The sequence below is a fragment of the Thermostichus vulcanus str. 'Rupite' genome, assembly GCF_022848905.1.
GTDB classification, from domain to species: Bacteria; Cyanobacteriota; Cyanobacteriia; order Thermostichales; family Thermostichaceae; genus Thermostichus; species Thermostichus vulcanus_A.
The window spans coordinates 36,382-52,939 of record NZ_JAFIRA010000024.1; the positions used below are offsets into that span (position 1 = coordinate 36,382).

10 protein-coding genes and 2 pseudogenes are annotated in these 16,558 nt (G+C 55.6%); 5 read left to right on the plus strand and 7 right to left on the minus strand.

Annotated elements, in window-relative coordinates; translation table 11 throughout:
* The first annotated feature begins 33 nt into the window (after positions 1-33).
* Positions 34-957, plus strand: a complete 924-nt coding sequence (locus tag JX360_RS10170; RefSeq protein WP_244350552.1) for a CoB--CoM heterodisulfide reductase iron-sulfur subunit B family protein — start codon at positions 34-36, stop codon at positions 955-957.
* Between the two features lie 38 nt (positions 958-995).
* Here the strand turns inward: JX360_RS10170 and JX360_RS17960 are convergent.
* Positions 996-1,451, minus strand: a pseudogene (locus JX360_RS17960) (zinc ribbon domain-containing protein); the annotation flags it as partial.
* 515 nt (positions 1,452-1,966) lie between these two features.
* Here JX360_RS17960 and JX360_RS10180 point away from each other — a divergent pair.
* Together JX360_RS10180 and JX360_RS10185 are read left to right on the plus strand one after the other, a co-directional pair.
* Positions 1,967-3,346 carry an MFS transporter gene (locus JX360_RS10180; RefSeq protein ID WP_244350553.1) on the plus strand — a complete coding sequence of 460 codons (1,380 nt, stop codon included), beginning with the start codon at positions 1,967-1,969 and terminating at the stop codon, positions 3,344-3,346.
* Between the two features lie 156 nt (positions 3,347-3,502).
* Entirely contained in the window at positions 3,503-5,911 is a 2,409-nt protein-coding gene (locus tag JX360_RS10185; protein ID WP_244350554.1) for a putative bifunctional diguanylate cyclase/phosphodiesterase, read from the plus strand.
* Positions 5,912-5,950: 39 nt separating this feature from the next.
* Here JX360_RS10185 and JX360_RS10190 read toward each other — a convergent pair whose 3' ends face one another.
* Together JX360_RS10190 and chlG are read right to left on the minus strand one after the other, a co-directional pair.
* Positions 5,951-6,409 (minus strand): hypothetical protein, encoded by a 459-nt coding sequence (locus JX360_RS10190; protein ID WP_244350555.1) that lies wholly within the window; start codon positions 6,407-6,409, stop codon positions 5,951-5,953.
* A gap of 179 nt (positions 6,410-6,588) precedes the next feature.
* On the minus strand, positions 6,589-7,686 hold the full coding sequence (chlG, locus tag JX360_RS10195; protein WP_244350556.1) for a chlorophyll synthase ChlG: 1,098 nt from the start codon (positions 7,684-7,686) through the stop codon (positions 6,589-6,591).
* A gap of 280 nt (positions 7,687-7,966) precedes the next feature.
* On the opposite strand from chlG, the gene JX360_RS10200 reads away from it, so the two are divergent.
* Positions 7,967-8,359 carry a RidA family protein gene (locus JX360_RS10200; RefSeq protein ID WP_244350557.1) on the plus strand — a complete coding sequence of 131 codons (393 nt, stop codon included), beginning with the start codon at positions 7,967-7,969 and terminating at the stop codon, positions 8,357-8,359.
* On the opposite strand, the gene JX360_RS10205 is transcribed toward JX360_RS10200, so the two are convergent.
* The 4 genes from JX360_RS10205 to JX360_RS10220 all read right to left on the minus strand — a co-directional run bounded on the left by JX360_RS10205 (position 8,356) and on the right by JX360_RS10220 (position 16,217).
* Positions 8,356-8,640 (minus strand): BolA family protein, encoded by a 285-nt coding sequence (locus JX360_RS10205; RefSeq protein WP_244350558.1) that lies wholly within the window; start codon positions 8,638-8,640, stop codon positions 8,356-8,358. The two genes, JX360_RS10200 and JX360_RS10205, sit on opposite strands and share 4 nt — an antisense overlap.
* 84 nt (positions 8,641-8,724) lie before the next feature.
* On the minus strand, positions 8,725-9,675 hold the full coding sequence (locus JX360_RS10210; RefSeq protein ID WP_244350559.1) for a DNA adenine methylase: 951 nt from the start codon (positions 9,673-9,675) through the stop codon (positions 8,725-8,727).
* A 27-nt stretch (positions 9,676-9,702) separates the two neighbouring features.
* Positions 9,703-11,523 (minus strand): gluzincin family metallopeptidase, encoded by a 1,821-nt coding sequence (locus JX360_RS10215; protein WP_244350560.1) that lies wholly within the window; start codon positions 11,521-11,523, stop codon positions 9,703-9,705.
* A 5-nt stretch (positions 11,524-11,528) separates the two neighbouring features.
* Entirely contained in the window at positions 11,529-16,217 is a 4,689-nt protein-coding gene (locus JX360_RS10220; protein WP_244350561.1) for a PAS domain S-box protein, read from the minus strand.
* A 105-nt stretch (positions 16,218-16,322) separates the two neighbouring features.
* On the opposite strand from JX360_RS10220, the pseudogene JX360_RS17590 reads away from it, so the two are divergent.
* Positions 16,323-16,493 (plus strand): annotated as a pseudogene (locus tag JX360_RS17590) (RtcB family protein); the annotation flags it as partial.
* Positions 16,494-16,558: the final 65 nt, after the last annotated feature.

Sequence of the window (16,558 nt, forward strand, 5' to 3'; positions counted from 1 at the left end):
ATTTTCTCCTGGCTCTCTTGCCACGAACGCCCTATGAACGCTGTTGCTTCTTCTCAGCCGTTGCTGCGCTATGCCTACTATCCCGGTTGCGTTGCTCAGGGAGCCTGCCGTGAGCTATACGACTCCACCGAGCAGATCACCCGCCATTTGGGGATTGAGCTGGTGGAACTGGAGTCGGCTTCCTGCTGTGGATCCGGCACCTTTAAGGAGGAATCAGAACAGTTGGAAGATGCGGTCAATGCCCGCAATTTGGCCCTAGCGGAGGCGCTGGGGTTACCGATGTTGACCCATTGCAGCACCTGTCAGGGGGTTTTGGGTCGGGTGAATGAGAAACTCAAAGCGGCGAAAACCAACAACCCGGAGTATTTCCATCACATTGAAACCCTCTGCCAGAAAGGAGGTTGCGAAAGCCGCTATCAGGGCAGTGGTGATGTGCGGCATCTGCTTTGGATGTTGGTTTCTGATTATGGTCTGGAACGGCTGCAACAGCAGGTCAAACGCCCTCTGCGAGGGCTGCGCTGTGCGGCCTTCTACGGTTGTTATCTGCTGCGGACTCACGATATTGCCCGCTTTGATTCAGCTCGGGATCCCCGTTCCATGGAAACCCTATTTGAGGGTTTGGGGGCAACCCCCGTTTGGTACCGGGGGCGAACACAATGTTGTGGTTGGCCGATCTCCAGCTATGCCCCAGAACAGTCTTTTACAATGGCCGGTCGGCATTTGTTGGAAGCCCTAGAAGCGGGGGCGGATTGTTTGGTGACCCCCTGTCCCCTGTGTCACCTGAATTTGGATTCTCGCCAACCGGAGGTGGAAGCCGTGATCGGGCGCAAGCTGGGGATCCCGATTCTGCACCTGCCACAGCTGGTGGGCTTAGCCCTAGGGATCCCGGCAGAAAAACTGGGCCTCAATCGCCACGTGGTACAGGTGGAAACGGTGTTGCAGAAGGTCTACCAGTAAACTCCTCTCCGCCGCTACGCTGAGCGGAGAGCTTTATCTCAATTCCCAACCGTCACAGAACAGCTAAGTTTCGGAATTTCGGGCAAGTTTACAGTTGCCCCAAGCGCAGCAATCACAAGAGCGGCATTATGGTCTGCATCCCCTTCCCACTGACAATGTTCACACCGAAAACGTTTGCCGCTTCGGTAGGACTGGTCGGGTTCAGGATGGATATGCAGGCAGCGGTTGCAGATCTGACTTGTAAATTGAGGGGGCACAAACACCGCCGCCACACCTGCACAAACCGCCTCAACTGGTAAAAAGCCCAACGGTTGGTGCGGCGGCGTTCAGGTTTGCTGCGACGTTTTTTGTTGAGGGAGTGGCGGATGCCCGTCAGAACTTCTGGTGCAGCATCACAAACCAGTGTCTTGCTGAGAGGGTGGTTCAGCCCGGTTTGTTCATCCTCCGGACGCCCCATAGCGCCTTTCCCGACCCGAAAGCCTCCTGAGCAATCGTGCGGAGCACGTTTGGACTGGCGATAGCTGAAGGTACGCGCATCCAACCTCAAGCTGGTTGGTCTGAATTTGTGAATCTGCTTAACCGCTTCCGCGTTCCCGAGCACCCGCCGCAAGGCTTGGCAGACGTGATTGGCTTTCAAGCCTGTAGAAGCACGAACAGCGTGATAGGGTAAGGTGTGATGCAATTTAGTGACATTCCACACTTGTTCACGGCGTGCCACTTCAAGAATCTGGTTGCAAGTCTCGGCAAACGCCTGCAAAGTGCGGTCAATTTCTGGCTGTGACTCTACAGGGGCTACCAAAGATAAAGATAAAAGATAAAGATATATAGGTATAGTCTGGCTCATGCAGCTAAAGTAGCTCATCCAGACTGCTTGGCTCAAGGGGTATTGTTGGTGCAAGCCTGCCGTCAGCATAGCGCATACCCCATCGCCAAGCCCTCTATCCCTCCCTACACCGCTGTGCTGTAGACCGCAGGTCGTCCTGTGTGGGGTCTCTCGGAGAGAAAACAGATGACCAAACAACGACTCAGCCTGTGGACAAAGCTCGCCTATGGAGTGGGGGATCTGGGCACAGGCATGACCGCCAATATTTTGATCTTTTTCCTGTTGCCTTTTCTCACCAATACCGTTGGCATGGCGGCAGGCTTAGCCGGCAGCATCTACGCCATCACCCGCTTTTGGGATGCCATTAACGACCCGGTGATCGGTATTCTCAGCGACCGTACCCGCACCCGTTGGGGACGCCGACGACCGTGGTTGCTGTTTGCGGCGATCCCGTTTGGTCTTACCTTCTTAGCCCAGTGGTGGATCCCGTTTCCGGGCCAGATTGGTCCCCTGTTTGCCTACTATCTGCTGGTGTCGTTGCTGTTCAACACCTTTTACTCTGCCGCCAATATCCCCTACGCCTCCCTCACCCCGGAGCTGACCCAAGACTATGACGAGCGCACACAGCTCAATCAATTCCGTTTTGCTTTCTCCGTTGGCGGCAGCATTGTGGCGGTGGTACTCTTTCCTTTACTTTATAACCTGCTACCGGATCGCAGCGCGGGCTACTTGTTGGCAGGAGCCTGCTTTGCACTGATCTCCTCCCTACCATTACTGTTCTGCTTCTGGGGGGTACAGGAACGATATCAATCGGAACGGGATCCCTTGCCCTTGGCGCAACAAGTGCGGGTGGCTTTTCGCAATCGTCCCTATCTATTTGTGATTGGGATTTATCTCTGTTCTTGGCTTACCTTTCAGTTCATCGCCACCATCATTCCCTACTTCATCGTGTTTTGGATGGGCTTACCGGAGGTTTGGATTTCATTGACAGTCCTAGCGGTACAAGGGATCGCGGTGTTGACCCTGTTTATGTGGACGCAACTGAGCGCTCATTTGGGCAAACGCACCATGTATCTGATTGGGGCGGGGTTTTGGTTGATCTCACAAGCGGGTTTGTTTTTCTTGCAGCCTGGACAACAGGGGATCATGATTGGGTTAGCCCTCATTGCCGGGGTAGGGGTATCGGCTACGGTTTATTTGGGGCCTTGGTCGATGCTCCCGGATGTGATCGATCTGGATGAGTTGGAAACCGGAGAACGGCGGGAGGGAATCTTTTATGCCTTCATGGTGCTGTTGCAAAAGGTGGGTCTGGCCTTGGGGCTATTTCTCATTGGGCAAGCCTTGGATCTAGCCGGATTTATCTCATCTGTAGCTGGAGAGGCTCCCCCGATTCAACCGGAGTCAGCCCTGTTGGCGATTCGCTTTGCCATTGGCCCCTTGCCAGCCGTGTCTTTGGTCGGCGGGATCCTGCTGGTGTGGTTCTATCCCATTACTCGGCAGCGCCATCAGCAGATCTTGGCGCAATTGGAAGAAAAACGGCAAGAATCTCACCTTAACCCCGAATAATCCCCGTAAAGTACCGATTTTCAGCAAAAAAGGCTACGGTTTCCACAGGCGGTTCCACTACGATGGCATTACGGACTTCATGTAGTCTGTTTAACATGGGCCAGTTCGTTGACCGTCACATCAGATACACATCAGAAGATAATAGTGAGGTTGAGCGTGCTCCGTGCCACCACGGGTTCTGTGAAGTTAGCCCAAGCCATGAAAGCAGGATCCCTGGCAGGGTTCAGGGGAGTATGGGTGGGGTGGGGTTTGGGGCTGTTGGGCTATGGGATCCTTGCCGTCTTGAGCCAGCGCTACCTTGACCAGTTGGAAACAGCGCAGGCTCGGCAGGCTTTGCAACAGATCCTTTGGCAGGTAGCGGTGGACTCCTTACCGGAACCTGCCCCCCGACTCTCTCCCCGTCCTGAGGCAGCACAGCCCTCCCCATCCAGCCGGGATTTGCCCACAAGAATCATTGACCATCTCCTGGCCTTGCGGGATCCCTTGTCAACCGAGCCAGAACCCGCAGACCTGACCACCGCCGTGCAGATTTACCCCCTCAGAGATTTGGATCCCCAGCACCCAGATAGGATAGCCCGCCTACGCCAACTGAGCCCTACACAGGACATCGAGAGTGTTGCCGGGATCCCGATTGCCGTTGAACGGTTGGATGCGCAAACCCTAGCCAGCTTTGTCCTGTTGCAGAGGGATCCTACTGCAGAAGATCAGGTGGATCCCGCCCCAATCCATGAATGGGTGGTGCAACTCAACTCTCCACAGCCTCTTCCTTATCTGCCCTGGGCTTGGGGAGGGGTGGGGGTGCTGTTGGTGGCGGGTGGGTGGCTGAGTCAGGCAGATTTGCAGCGAATCAGCAAACAAGAGGAGCGCTATCGGAGTATTTTGGCCAAAGCCTTGCCCACGGTCATGTTGGTGGATCCGGCAACCCAGCACATTTTGGAAGTGAACCCAGCTTTTGAAAGCCTGCTGGGCTATTCTTTGGCAGAAGCTGCCAGCCTAACCTTGAAGGATCTGGTGGTGACCAATCTAGAATCTCTGGATGATGCCCGTCATACTGAAATTCAGGGGCATCTGCTGCAAACGCCCGAAGGGGTAACTGAGCAGCAGTATTGGCGGCAGGATGGCACTACGGTGGATGTCTCCGTGAGCACCAGCACTTTGGTCTTGAGCAAGCGCTCTTTGCTGTGTTTGATTGTGCAGGAGATCAGCGAACGCAAACGCCTGGAAGCCCAGTTGCGCAGGGCTGCTTCCCTGGATCCCCTCACACAATTGCCCAACCAACCCTCCTTTATTGCCAAGCTCAAGCAGGCCATACAGCGCATGGAGGAGCAACAGGCTCTGTTGGCGGTGCTCTTCCTGGATTTGGATGGGTTTAAGGTGATCAACGATAGCCTTGGGCACAGTGTTGGGGATCACCTGCTGGTGGAGATCAGCCAACGTCTGTCTGGCTGCCTGGATAGCAGTGAAACCCTAGCCCGCTTTGGGGGCGATGAATTCACCATTTTGCTGGAATATGTGCAAGGGGTTGAAGATGCCTTGCATGTGGCGCAACGGGTGTTGGCCGCCTTTGCCAACCCCTTCGACGTCAAGGGGCAGCCGGTACCCGTCCATCTGAGCACCAGCATTGGCATCGCCATCAGCCAAGAGTTCCATGAGTGGGGCCATAGTGGGCAAGCCACCTCTCCTGAAGAACTGATCCGCAATGCTGACACGGCGCTGTCTTGGGCAAAGTCTCGCGGTAAGGCCCAGTACGCTGTTTACGATGAGGTGATGCGGCAACGGGCTCTGCAACGGCTGCAAATGGAAACGGAAATTCGTCAGGCCCTCCGGCAGGAGCAATTCCGGGTGTACTATCAGCCGATTGTGCAACTGAGCACAGGCCGTGTGGTCGGGTTCGAAGCCCTACTGCGTTGGGAACACCCCGAACGGGGACTGGTTTCTCCTGCTGAGTTCATTCCCATTGCTGAGGAAACGGGCCTGATTGTGCAACTGGATCGCTGGATTCTTCAGGAAGCCTACTGGCAAAATGTGCGCTGGTTGGCGCAGATGGGCAAAAAGGCCGCCGTGACCCTGAGTGTCAACCTCTCCGGCAAACAATTTTCTCAGCCCGGTTTGGTAGAGTTTATCGCGCGGCTCCTGTCCAACACCGATTTGGATCCCAGCTACCTAAAACTAGAAATCACTGAGAGCTTGATCACCGAGTCGGATGGAGAAGCCGTCGAACAACTGGTACAACTGCGCAAACTGGGGGTGTTAATCAGCATCGACGACTTTGGTACCGGCTACTCTTCCCTCAGCCGCCTGCACGATTACCCCATCGACACCCTAAAAATTGACCGCTCTTTCATCTCCCGCATAGGACCCAATGGCGAGAATGCCGAGACGATCCGCATGATCATCACCTTCGCCCACAGTCTTGGTATGGATGTGATTGCCGAGGGGATCGAAACCCTACAGCAACTGCACCTGATTAAGCTGTTGAACTGCGAGTATGGTCAAGGTTATTTCTTCGCCAAACCCCTGAAACCAGCTGATGCCGAACATCTTCTGCGCACGCAATTGGGATAGATGGAGCAGAGATCAGGATCCCTGGTTAAAATCCACTCGTCAATCTCGAATGATGCGAATGCCACTGCCGGAGGGGGTCACTGTTCCAGAGTTGGGCACAATCCGAATACCGCTGCCAGAGGGTTGAATCACCGTATTGTCAGTATTCACATAAAAGGTATTGGACTGGCGATCCCGCCGATAGACCACCACATCGTTGCGGTTGAACTGGGAGCGGCAGATGATCGGCGCATCGGTGGCAGCCGTAGCGGCACTACAACGGTAGCCAGGCGCAGAAACAATATTGCCCGACTCGTCAATGCGGAAGCGAGCCCCCGAAGAAAAGCCCGAGCCTGGATGGGTGGGATTGAGAATGACCGAGCCGCCCGTACTGGGTTCCACTTGAATGCCGCGCCCGTCGATGATGATCCGTTGCGCTTCTGCCGTAGGCATAGTCACAAGGCCCATCAACAATGCGACGGCAGCACAACCCATTTTCATCAGGGAGGGGGTGTTCATGAGAGATCTCCTTCTGCCCAGAGCAGCCATATCATCAAAGGAATCAAGCGATCAGCAGGGATCCCCTGATTTGCTCTTTGATCTATCTATTTGATTCTGATCTTGACCTGAGCCAGCGGCAGAAACCAGGGCGGAAGCCGTCACTGCTGTTGCCAAAATGGGCACTTCAGCCTGCCAGACTACCAAAGACCTGAGCGTCCCAAAGCCAACCCCACCACCAACATCCCCAACACCAGAAAGGGCTGAGCACTGGCCTGATATTTCACGTCGTTTTTGAGGGGATCCCGTAGGAAATACATATCTTGAAAGGTGATCTGGGGAATGATCAGCAGCACCAAAATCGCCGCATACAGTTGCATACCCGCCCCCACCAAGAAAGAGGCCATGCTGAGCTGGAATAAATCAATCATCAGCACCGAGATCCAGGCAGCTCCCATCGCCCCAAACATCACCGGCAAAGAGGCCAAACCAAATTGTTTATCCCCTTCGATGCTCTTGAAATCATTGACCACGGCAATACCCAGTCCGGCCAAGCTGTAGATCAAGGTGAGGATACACACCGTCCAGTTCAACTGGCCAAACAAGGCATGGCCTGTCCACCAAGGTAGGGCGATATAGCTGGCGCCCAAAGCATAGTTCCCCAGCCAGCCATTGCGCTTCAGCTTCAGGGGCGGAGCTGAATAAATATAGGCCACCAGGGCTCCCCCCAAGGCAATACAGGTGATCACCGGGAATTCATGGCCCGTATACCAATCCAACCCATAGGCCAACCCTACCCCCAAGATCAGCAGCACCCAGATCTGCGCAATCACCCGTCCCAAGGAGATCGCCCCAGAGGGGATCGGTCGGTAGGGCTCGTTAATGGCATCGATTTCGCGGTCATAGTACTCATTGACCGTTTGGGTATAACCTGCCATCAGGGGGCCAGCCAGAATCATGCCCACCAGAATCAAACCAACATTCTCCCAAGTCCAGGTGAAATGGCCGGAAGAGGCCGCCCCTGGGATCAACCCCCACACCAACGGGATCCAGGTGACGGGTTTCATCAGTTGTAGGTGCAGTTGCCAGATGGAGCGCGATTCCACCTCCGCCCCTTTCATGCCCAACAGTTGACGGGCGCGTTTGGATCCCTTGTCAGACTTGTTAGGTTTAGGCTCTGGGGCAGTTTCTTCTGAAGCAGCACCCGGATCTTCTAAACTGGGAGCCGCAGCAGACCCTGAGGCCATTTCAGCCGGCACTTCCGGCAAGGATAAATCTTGAGGGGTCGTTTCGCTCATGGTGGGGTGCGCAATAAAAATTCAACAACTGGGATAACCTCTCCCATTTTGGGGCATCTTCCCGGATTCCTCAAACAGCACCAGAGTGTTGGGGCGTTGGAGATAAACAAAAATCCTGGTCGGGATCCCCAGATCTCCATCACCCCAAGGCTGAATCGGCGCGAAAATGGCTTCTGGAGGACTTCGACCCGAATCACTGTGGCCAAGACCCGGCAAACAAGGGTTGGCCGCAGGGTTTTGAGAGGGGTAAATCCTTGTGTTTTGTTCTGGATGGGATCCCATGACCGACCGCACCCTCGTCTCTACCGGTACCCCTTGGGAGAAATATGTCGGCTATTCGCGGGCGATCCGGGTGGGATCCATAGTGGAAGTGGCAGGCACTGTGGCCGCAGATGAACAGGGACAAGTGGTGGGATGCGGGGATCCTTATGGGCAAACCCGCTTTATTTTGAGCAAGATCGAGCGTGCCCTTAAACAGGTGGGGGCTGAGCTAACGGATGTGGTGCGTACCCGCATTTATGTAACGAATATGGCTTATTTCGAAGGGGTGGGACGCGCTCATGGGGAAGTGTTCGGGGAAATTCGCCCCGCCTCAACGATGGTGCAGGTGAGCGCCTTGGCCAGCCCAGAATTTTGGGTGGAGATCGAAGTCAGTGCCATTGTATCGAATTAACTGGCGGAGCCCACTTGCGGACCAGAATCCAGTTCGTGAAGTTGCTCCCACTGGGCTGGAGTGAAGGTGCGCAGAGCCAGCGCGTGCAGACGGCCATCCTGGAGATGGGCTTTTAGAGCGTCATTGACCAAACGGTGTTGCTTGATCATGGTCAGTCCCTGGAACTGTTCTGCCACCACGACCGCCTGAAAATGGTTGCCATCGCCGACGGTATCTTCCACATGCACCTTGGCACCCGGGAGAGCTGCCTCGATCAACTTTTCAATCTCGCGTGGATCCATGCGCTGTAGTCCTGTGATCGGGTAAGGATCCCTTGGGGATCCCTTATTTACCCTAAACGCTTTTTGGCGAAACCGGGATCCCGGCTAACCCCTGCTGCATGTTAAGCCCGCAACCCTCTGCTGGGAACCAGACGACAGGGAGCATCTTGGACTGCCCAAGACCAGCACCTCTGGAATGCGTCCACGTTTGTGGCCTTGGGAATTGATGGCACGGCTGGCAGAGATGGTATAGATGGGAAAACCCCGGTACAGCTCCCGCACAAAGGGACAATCGGAATTGGAGAGCATCACCTGCACCTGTTGTTGGACCAACGCTCCAAATACTTCTCGCAGATACCTTTGCTCCGCCTCGCCAAAGGGAAAGCGGCTGTAGGCAGTGAAACGGCTGCTGCTGGAAAGGGGATGATAAGGCGGATCCAGATAGACGAAATCCCCAGGCTTGACCCGTTCCAGAATCTGCCAAAACGGTTGCACCGACAGCTCAATCCCCTGTAGTACCTGAGAAGCTGCGCGTAAATTATCGGCATCACAAATGCGAGGGTTGCGGTATCGCCCTAGGGGCACATTGAAATGCCCACGGGAGTTTTCCCGGTAAAGCCCGTTGAAGCAGGTTTTGTTCAGATACAACAGGCGCGCCGCCCGCCATAAGGGATCCTGAGAATGGGCCGCCCGTAGAGTGTAGTAGTAATCAGCACTATGTTGGGCCTGGTGGAGGGTCAGTTGAGCAATCAAGTCCTCCACCTGATCCCGCACGCAGCGATAGACATTCACCAGCTCGGGGTTGATATCGGACAGAGCAGCCCGAAACGCTGGTGGGGAGCCAGGATCCGTTGCAGATCCTGTTGATCCCTGGTTTTTTTGCCGCTGGGCAAGATGAAAAAACACGGCTCCACCCCCCAAAAAGGGCTCGTGGTAGGTGCCCCATTCTTGTGGGAAAAAAGGCTCGTACTGGCTCAGCAACTGTCCTTTGCCCCCAGCCCATTTGAGAAATGGACGTGCCTTGTTCTGGGCTGTGAGCCGATTCCTCTGCCCCATCCTGCTCCCTCTAGGCTGTCCCTACACTCAACGACCGTGCTGGCGCGGAGCGCCATAGGCTGGCCCATCTTCCAGCAGCTCTTCCAAGGTTTCGATCCAGCTTTCCATCTCCTCCAGTGCCTGCAAAAATAGGTCGGGGTCCGCGATATCCACCTGCAGCATCAGGGCCGTTTCTTCCAAGGTCAGGGATCCTGGTGGACTGGCCAACCAACTCAAGTAACGAGGTAAGAACTCGCGCGGAGAAAGATGATAGCGTCGGTACCACGCCAAAGCCATCAAGCTGGAGAGGCTGGCTTGATAGGTGCTAAAGGGGCGTTGAAACAACTCCCGGATCCCGACCCAGTCAAACTGATGTTCTGGCAACAACTCCACGGCATCCCCACACAGCTCCTGGTAGAGCTTCAGCCACTCCTCATTCACCCAGTCTGAATAGGTTTCGCCATTCTCCAATTCCGGGATCCCCTGTCGATAGAGGAGCAACTCCAGTTGGGTGATCAGGCTCTGACAAAACACCGCCTGTAACTGAGCTTCCAAGCTATGGATCAATAGCGCACGAGCCAAAGCGGATTTTACCCCATTCCCCCGCTGCAGCTCCTCACGGGATCCCGCCCACCCACCCCGGCCCGAGTGCAGCAGATAATCCAGCACCAGCAACTGTAAAAACTCACGGTGAACTTGACTCAAAAGGGCTGGCGTAGCCTCAGCCTGAATATCCTCCAGTTCCGGCCAAACCACGGGATCCGCAGCCCGTAACTCCTGACTCACCTTGGCAATGCTTTCTAACAAGGGCTGGATCAGAACTTGGGGGGCTACAGATTCTGGTTCTGCCGGTATCGCAGGCTCATCCGCAGCAGCTTCTCCAGAAAGCCAAGGCTTGGATTGAGTGGCACACTCGGGGCAAAACTCTTGCAAAGCGGCCAACACCAGAGCAGAGGCTTCCGTTGCCCTCAAGGTTAGGTCGGCCATATCTCCAGAGACTTCCCAAGGGGCTTGTAGATCGCAAATGCGGATGGAACGACCCATCTCCCGGCTTTTCAGGCGATAGTAGCGCTGGAACAGATCCACCCGATCGCGGATCCCTTCTATCAAGTGGTCGAAGACCGTCTGGGCAAGGCAGTGACGAGCCAGATACAGCTCAACGGGAGAATCATAACTTCGCCATTGGGCTTCCCAGAGGTGATCTCGAACCAGGGTGCTGAGAATAAAACCACAGAGCTCAGCATGGGCTTCCAAATGCTGGTGCAAGCGTTGGTAGGCCGCCAATCGGATCTCGGCACTGGGATGGGTTTGCAGGCGCTGCAATTCCGCAAGGGTATAGCTATGCTCCGCATCGGCCTTGAGGCTATGGCGTTCCGGCACATGGAGGATGGTTTGCCACAACTGCCGCCAAGCAAAACGTCCCGTCAGGTGTTGTTGGTGCAGTAGGCGCTCCAAAGGCTCAGGGTGTTGGTGGCCCCGTTCCCAGAGCAGCCGGGCTAGAAACACGCGAAACGGCAACCCTGCTGGCTCGGAGCGATACGCGGCCAATCGGTCGGTGGGCAAAGCCTGCAATTCTAACGGGAAAAACAGCAGTGGATTTTGCAGAGCGATGCGCTGTTCCAGCCACTCCAGGACGCCTTGTGCATCCTGCCACACCCCAGAATCACCAGGGATCCCTGGAAAGGCTGTCCACAAAGACGAAAGTTCCTCTAGGGCTGCTACCAACTCTGCCCCACTGAGCTGAGCCACCTGTCCCCAGTAGCGTTGGCGAAACGCTTGGATTTGCGCTTCTAGCGGGGTCGGTTCGGGATCCGGATCCGCCAGTCCCCCAGAGAGGGAAGAGGTCGGTTCAGAAGCAGGGGGTACCACCGGAATCAGCCTCCACCGTTGGGGGAGTGCCCGATTGGGTATGTAGGGCGCCGTGATGTCTCTCTGCCCACTAAAGCTCGGATGGTACTGAGGAACTCTTGATTGGAGGTACGGGCTTTCACCAGCGTAGCCTGGATCCCGTCCTCCAGGTTGTCGGGGCCAATATCTTGAGCAGAAAAGACCACGACAGGAGTCGTGCTGACCGAGCGCAACAACGGCAACAGTTCCAACCCTGAGCCATCCGGCAAGTACAAATCCAAAATCACCAATTGAAACTGTCGGGTCTGCAAAAGCTGGCGAGCTTCCTCTAGGGAATGGGCATGAGCCAATTCAGCAGTATTCTGCAAAATTTGCGCGACCACTTGCAAGATATCGGGATCATCCTCCACATGCAAAATTTGGGGACGTGGTCGTTCATGTTGGCCTGCTGCCTGCTGTACCGCCGCCACCAGCTGCTCTTGGTCAATTGGTTTGTTTAACCAGGCGATCAGCTTGGCGGGGTACTCTGCCATCACCGAAAGAGCCTCAGACGTGGCTCTGTGGGCAGCCTTTCGGGCCGGCGGCAACTTGTTACAGGGCGAATCCGCCAGCGGGGCGGAGTCCTTGTTGACCTCGGAGGAGCATCTGAGCCACTCCGCCTGCCGCCGTTGCTCTGCTGTCGCCGACACCACCACAATCGGTAGGTTGCCCAACCCCTGCATTTGCCGCAGATCTTCCACCAGAGACAGGCCATCTTGATCCGGCAGGGAAAGATCCAAGGTCATGGCGGCATAGTGTCGCTCTTGCAAGCGAGATTTGGCCGCGGCAGCAGTAGGCGCAATATCGGTTTGGAACCCCCCCTGCTGCAAAATCAACTCCAACAACATGGCAATATCCGGGTCATCTTCGCAAATCAAAATGGCGGCCCCATCAGCAGGTTCTTCGGTTACAGGGGCAAGAAACGGTTGCCACTGGGGCAGGGTGAAGTAGAAAGTGGTGCCCTGCTGACCGGGTTCTCCTGTCTCTTGAATTGGATTGGACTGGAAACCAATCGTGCCACCAAACCGCTCCACGATTGCTTTGCTGATGCTCAAGCCCAAGCCCGTGCCCCCTTTCTGTCGCGTATCAGAAGAATCGGCCTGGGCAAACTTTTGGAAGATCCGAGAGCGAAACTCCTCCGGGATCCCTGGCCCCCGATCCCGCACATAAACCCGGATCCCTTCCTGAACGTGTTCGGCCCAAACCCGCACGGTTTGACCGGGCGGAGAAAACTTGGCCGCATTGGAGAGCAAATTGTTCATCACCTGCATCAACCGATTTGGATCCACATTCACCTGTATCGCCGTCAGCGGGATCCCGGTGGTAGAGAGCACTTCCGGTTCTAGCCGCAAGTCCACTGCAAATTGGGCGGCATAGGCACGGTTGGCCTCAATCGCCTGCTGCAACAGAGCCATCAGATCGACGGGGTGAATATCGAAATGCATTTTGCCGGACTCGATCTTCTCGATATCGAGAATGTCGTTGATCAGCATCACCAGCCGTTCGCTGTTTTTGTAAGCAATGTCCACCAAAGACTGAACTTGGGGGGGGAGCTGCCCACTGACTCCACCGCTGATCAACCCCAAGGCACCGCGAATCGAGGTGAGGGGGGTGCGCAATTCATGGCTGACGGTCGAGACAAATTCGTTTTTCAACCGTTCGACTTTCTTCCGTTCGGTGATGTCGCGGTGGCTCCACACACACCCGGAAATCTGGGTAGGGTTGGCAGCCGTTTCCCCCAACTGGCGCGGCTTGCTATAACACTCAAACACCCGCCCATCTTTAAGCTCCACCAGGTCATATCCCTCCTGTTGCAGGCGCAGATGGGAGCGGATACGGCGCAAAAACCGCAACGGCTGACGGGCGCGACGGGCCATACGGCGCAGGCGTTGACTGGGGGAGAGTCGCATCAGTTCGGCATAAGTCAGGCCCCAGAGATCTAAAAAGCGCTGATTGTAGCTGAGCACCTGTCCTTTCAAATCGAAGGCGAGGATACCATCGGCGGTGGAATCCAGAGTGGCTTGCAGCAGCGAAAGGGATCGTTGCAATTCCTGTTCGGCCTTTTTGCGTTCGGTGATGTCTTCAAATGTGCCTTCATAATAGAGAACTTGCCCGGCTTCATCTCGAACCACACGGGCATTTTCTCGCACGGTAATGCGGCTGCCATCGCGGCGAAAATATTCGATTTCCAAACCGCGAATCTCCCCAGCACTTTCCAATTGGCGCTTGAAGTCGGCTCGGGAAAAGTCGGCTGGATAGTGACTTTCTTCCTCTAGGTTCCAGGCCATCATCTCCTCGTAGGAGCTGCAGTTCATCATGCGAATGATGGCAGGGTTGGCCAGGATGGTTTGGCCCTCCGGGGTGGTACGGTAGACGCCGATGGGGGTATTTTCAAACAACGACCGATAGCGAATTTCACTTTCTCGCAGGGCTTGTTCGACTTTCTTGCGCTCGGTGATGTCTTCGACAAAGCCTTCATAGTAAAGAATCTGCCCCTGGGGATCCCGGACGGCGCGGGCATTCTCGGAGATCCAGATGATGCTGCCATCTTTGCGGTAAACCTGGGATTCGAAGCGACCGATGCTGCCGACCGTTTCTAGCTGCTGCACAAAGGTTTGCCGCCGCTGGGGATCCACATACAAGCGATGTTCAATGTCGGTGAGCTCCCGGATTAATTCTTCCGGGCTGTCGTAGCCGTAGATGCGGGCCAGAGCTGGGTTGGCACTGAGGTAGTTGCCGGCAGGGGTGGTTTGAAAGATCCCTTCCAGGGCGTTTTCGTAGATGCTGCGATAGTTTTCTTCCGCTTGCCGCAGGGCTTCTTCTGCCTGTTTGCGCTGCATGATGGATCCCAGCTGAGCGGCGGCAGCCTTGACCAAATTGACCAGGCGTTGCTCTTGGGGTCGGGCCCGCACCAAATAAAACACCAACACCGCCACCACTGCTTCGTCCGCCAGAATCGGTACGCCAAAACAGGCCCTCAGCCCCGCCTGCTGTGCCAGTTGCCCACGTCGAAATTGTGTACCAGAGAGCTGGGTGACATCTTCATGCCAAACCGAGCGACGATCCAACCACATTTGGCCGGGTAGTCCTTCTCCCAAGCGGAAACGATAGGCGGCACTGCCCCGATGAAACAACAGCAAGGTTTCGACTCGGTTGTACCAAGCGGCCCCCCGCACCAAGTACTCTCCCTGCGGGATCCAAGCCTCCCCCAAATCCCAACCCGTCAGTACGCACACCTGGCGCAACATCACCTGTAGAGCAGAGGGAAAATCAACCGCCTCGCTGATCGCTTGGGTCAGGCTTTGCAGCAGTTGCAGCTCTTGTTCCGCCCGTTTGCGCTCATGAATGTCTTGCACCATTGAGAAGGTGAACTGAGGCTTGCCGGTTGCATCTCGCACCAAAGACACCGTGATATCCACCCAGAGGGGATCCCCGCCTTTGCGGACATAGCGTTTTTCAATGCGAAAGGAATCCCGTTTGCCCTCCAACAACTCTTGATTGAGGGTGATATCTTTTTCGAGATCGTCCAGATGGGTGAAGTCCATGAAGGTGAGTTGATTCAGCTCCTCCGAGGTATAGCCCAACATGGAGACATACGCTTCGTTATGAGCAATCAGACGACCTTGAGTATCGGCAACTCCAATACCAATGGCCGCCTGCCGAAACATGACCCGAAACAGGTTCTGACTTTCTTGCAAAGCAGTGGTGGTTTCCTGTCGTTCTGCCTCCCATTGCCGCTGACTGTGGGAAAGTCGAGACTCTGCCTGCTGCCGTTCTAGCGTCAAGGTTAAAGAGGTGGCGGCGGCTCGCAACAGATGAATCTCAGCCTCTGACCACCGATAGGGCTGTTCACAATGATCAAAGCCAATCAGGCCAAAAAATTGGTCTTCTACAAACAAGGGCAAAAGCAAGATGGAGAGGATCCCTTGCGGTTCGAGGTGGTGGCGTTCTGCTTCTCCCAGTTCACTGACCAATCCAGAGATCGGCTCGCCAGCGGCCAGCCTGGGTAGCCAATGGGGTGCAAAAGCATCGTAGGGCAGGTTTTGCAGCAGGGGATTGTCGATTTGGGGTGGGATCCCCGCTTGGCACCATTCGGCTTTTTGGCTAACCCGCAACTTATCGGGATTCTCCGGATCCCGGTGATTTTCAAAGACGTAAACACGGCTGGCTCCACAGGCTGTGGCCAAGGGTTCGAGCACCATGTTGTAGATCTGCTGGCGGCTGGTGCTTTTGAGATGGAGTAGTCGCTGTTGCACCTCCACTAGGGTGGCCAGATACCGCTGCTGAGTGGAGGAGGCTGGTTCCGGCGGGATCCCGATGTCACCAGGAGAAGGGGAGGTGGAAATGGGGCGGGCAGAGCCGATCCAGACTTCTGCTTGGGGATCCCAAGATCCCTTCCAGTCGAGCGGTTGATAGGATCCCTGTCGGTGCCGAAAGCGAAGGGTTAGGGAGAGCAGCGTTTCTCCCTGGCGGTTTTTCTCTAGCCAAGATTGCCAGTTCAGTTGGTCGTCGGGATGCAGAAAATGAAGACAGGGCCGGCCCCTCAATTCAGACAGCTCATATCCCAAGCAAGACTGCCATGCAGCGCCCAGTTGTCCCAGACATCCATCGGATCCCAGCACGTAAAACAGCTCCGGTTCAATTGGGGATCCCGATGCAGAGGGGGACAAATCCATGGGGGTCAGCAACCGCAAGACTTCTTATGATTGTGACACTCTCCTCCAAGGAATGCAGCTTGGAGGGCTTGGGCCAAGCGGTTCCCGCAAGCAAGAGGGAATCCAGAAAGCTACTGTTCCTGTTCCCATGGTGCAGGTCGGTTGATGTCTCGCAGCAAAGCCAAGGGCTTCTACAGCCTGGATGATCTGATCCAGCAAACGGCTGGAGTGGAGTGCCTTGACACTCCCCCGGTTAGAAACCGGGGGATTCTCCCTTCTAGCCCCTTGCAACCTTAGACTGCAAGGTATTCATGGAGTTCAGGGGATTGCCAACTACCCCATCCCCTGAGCCGACCCTACCT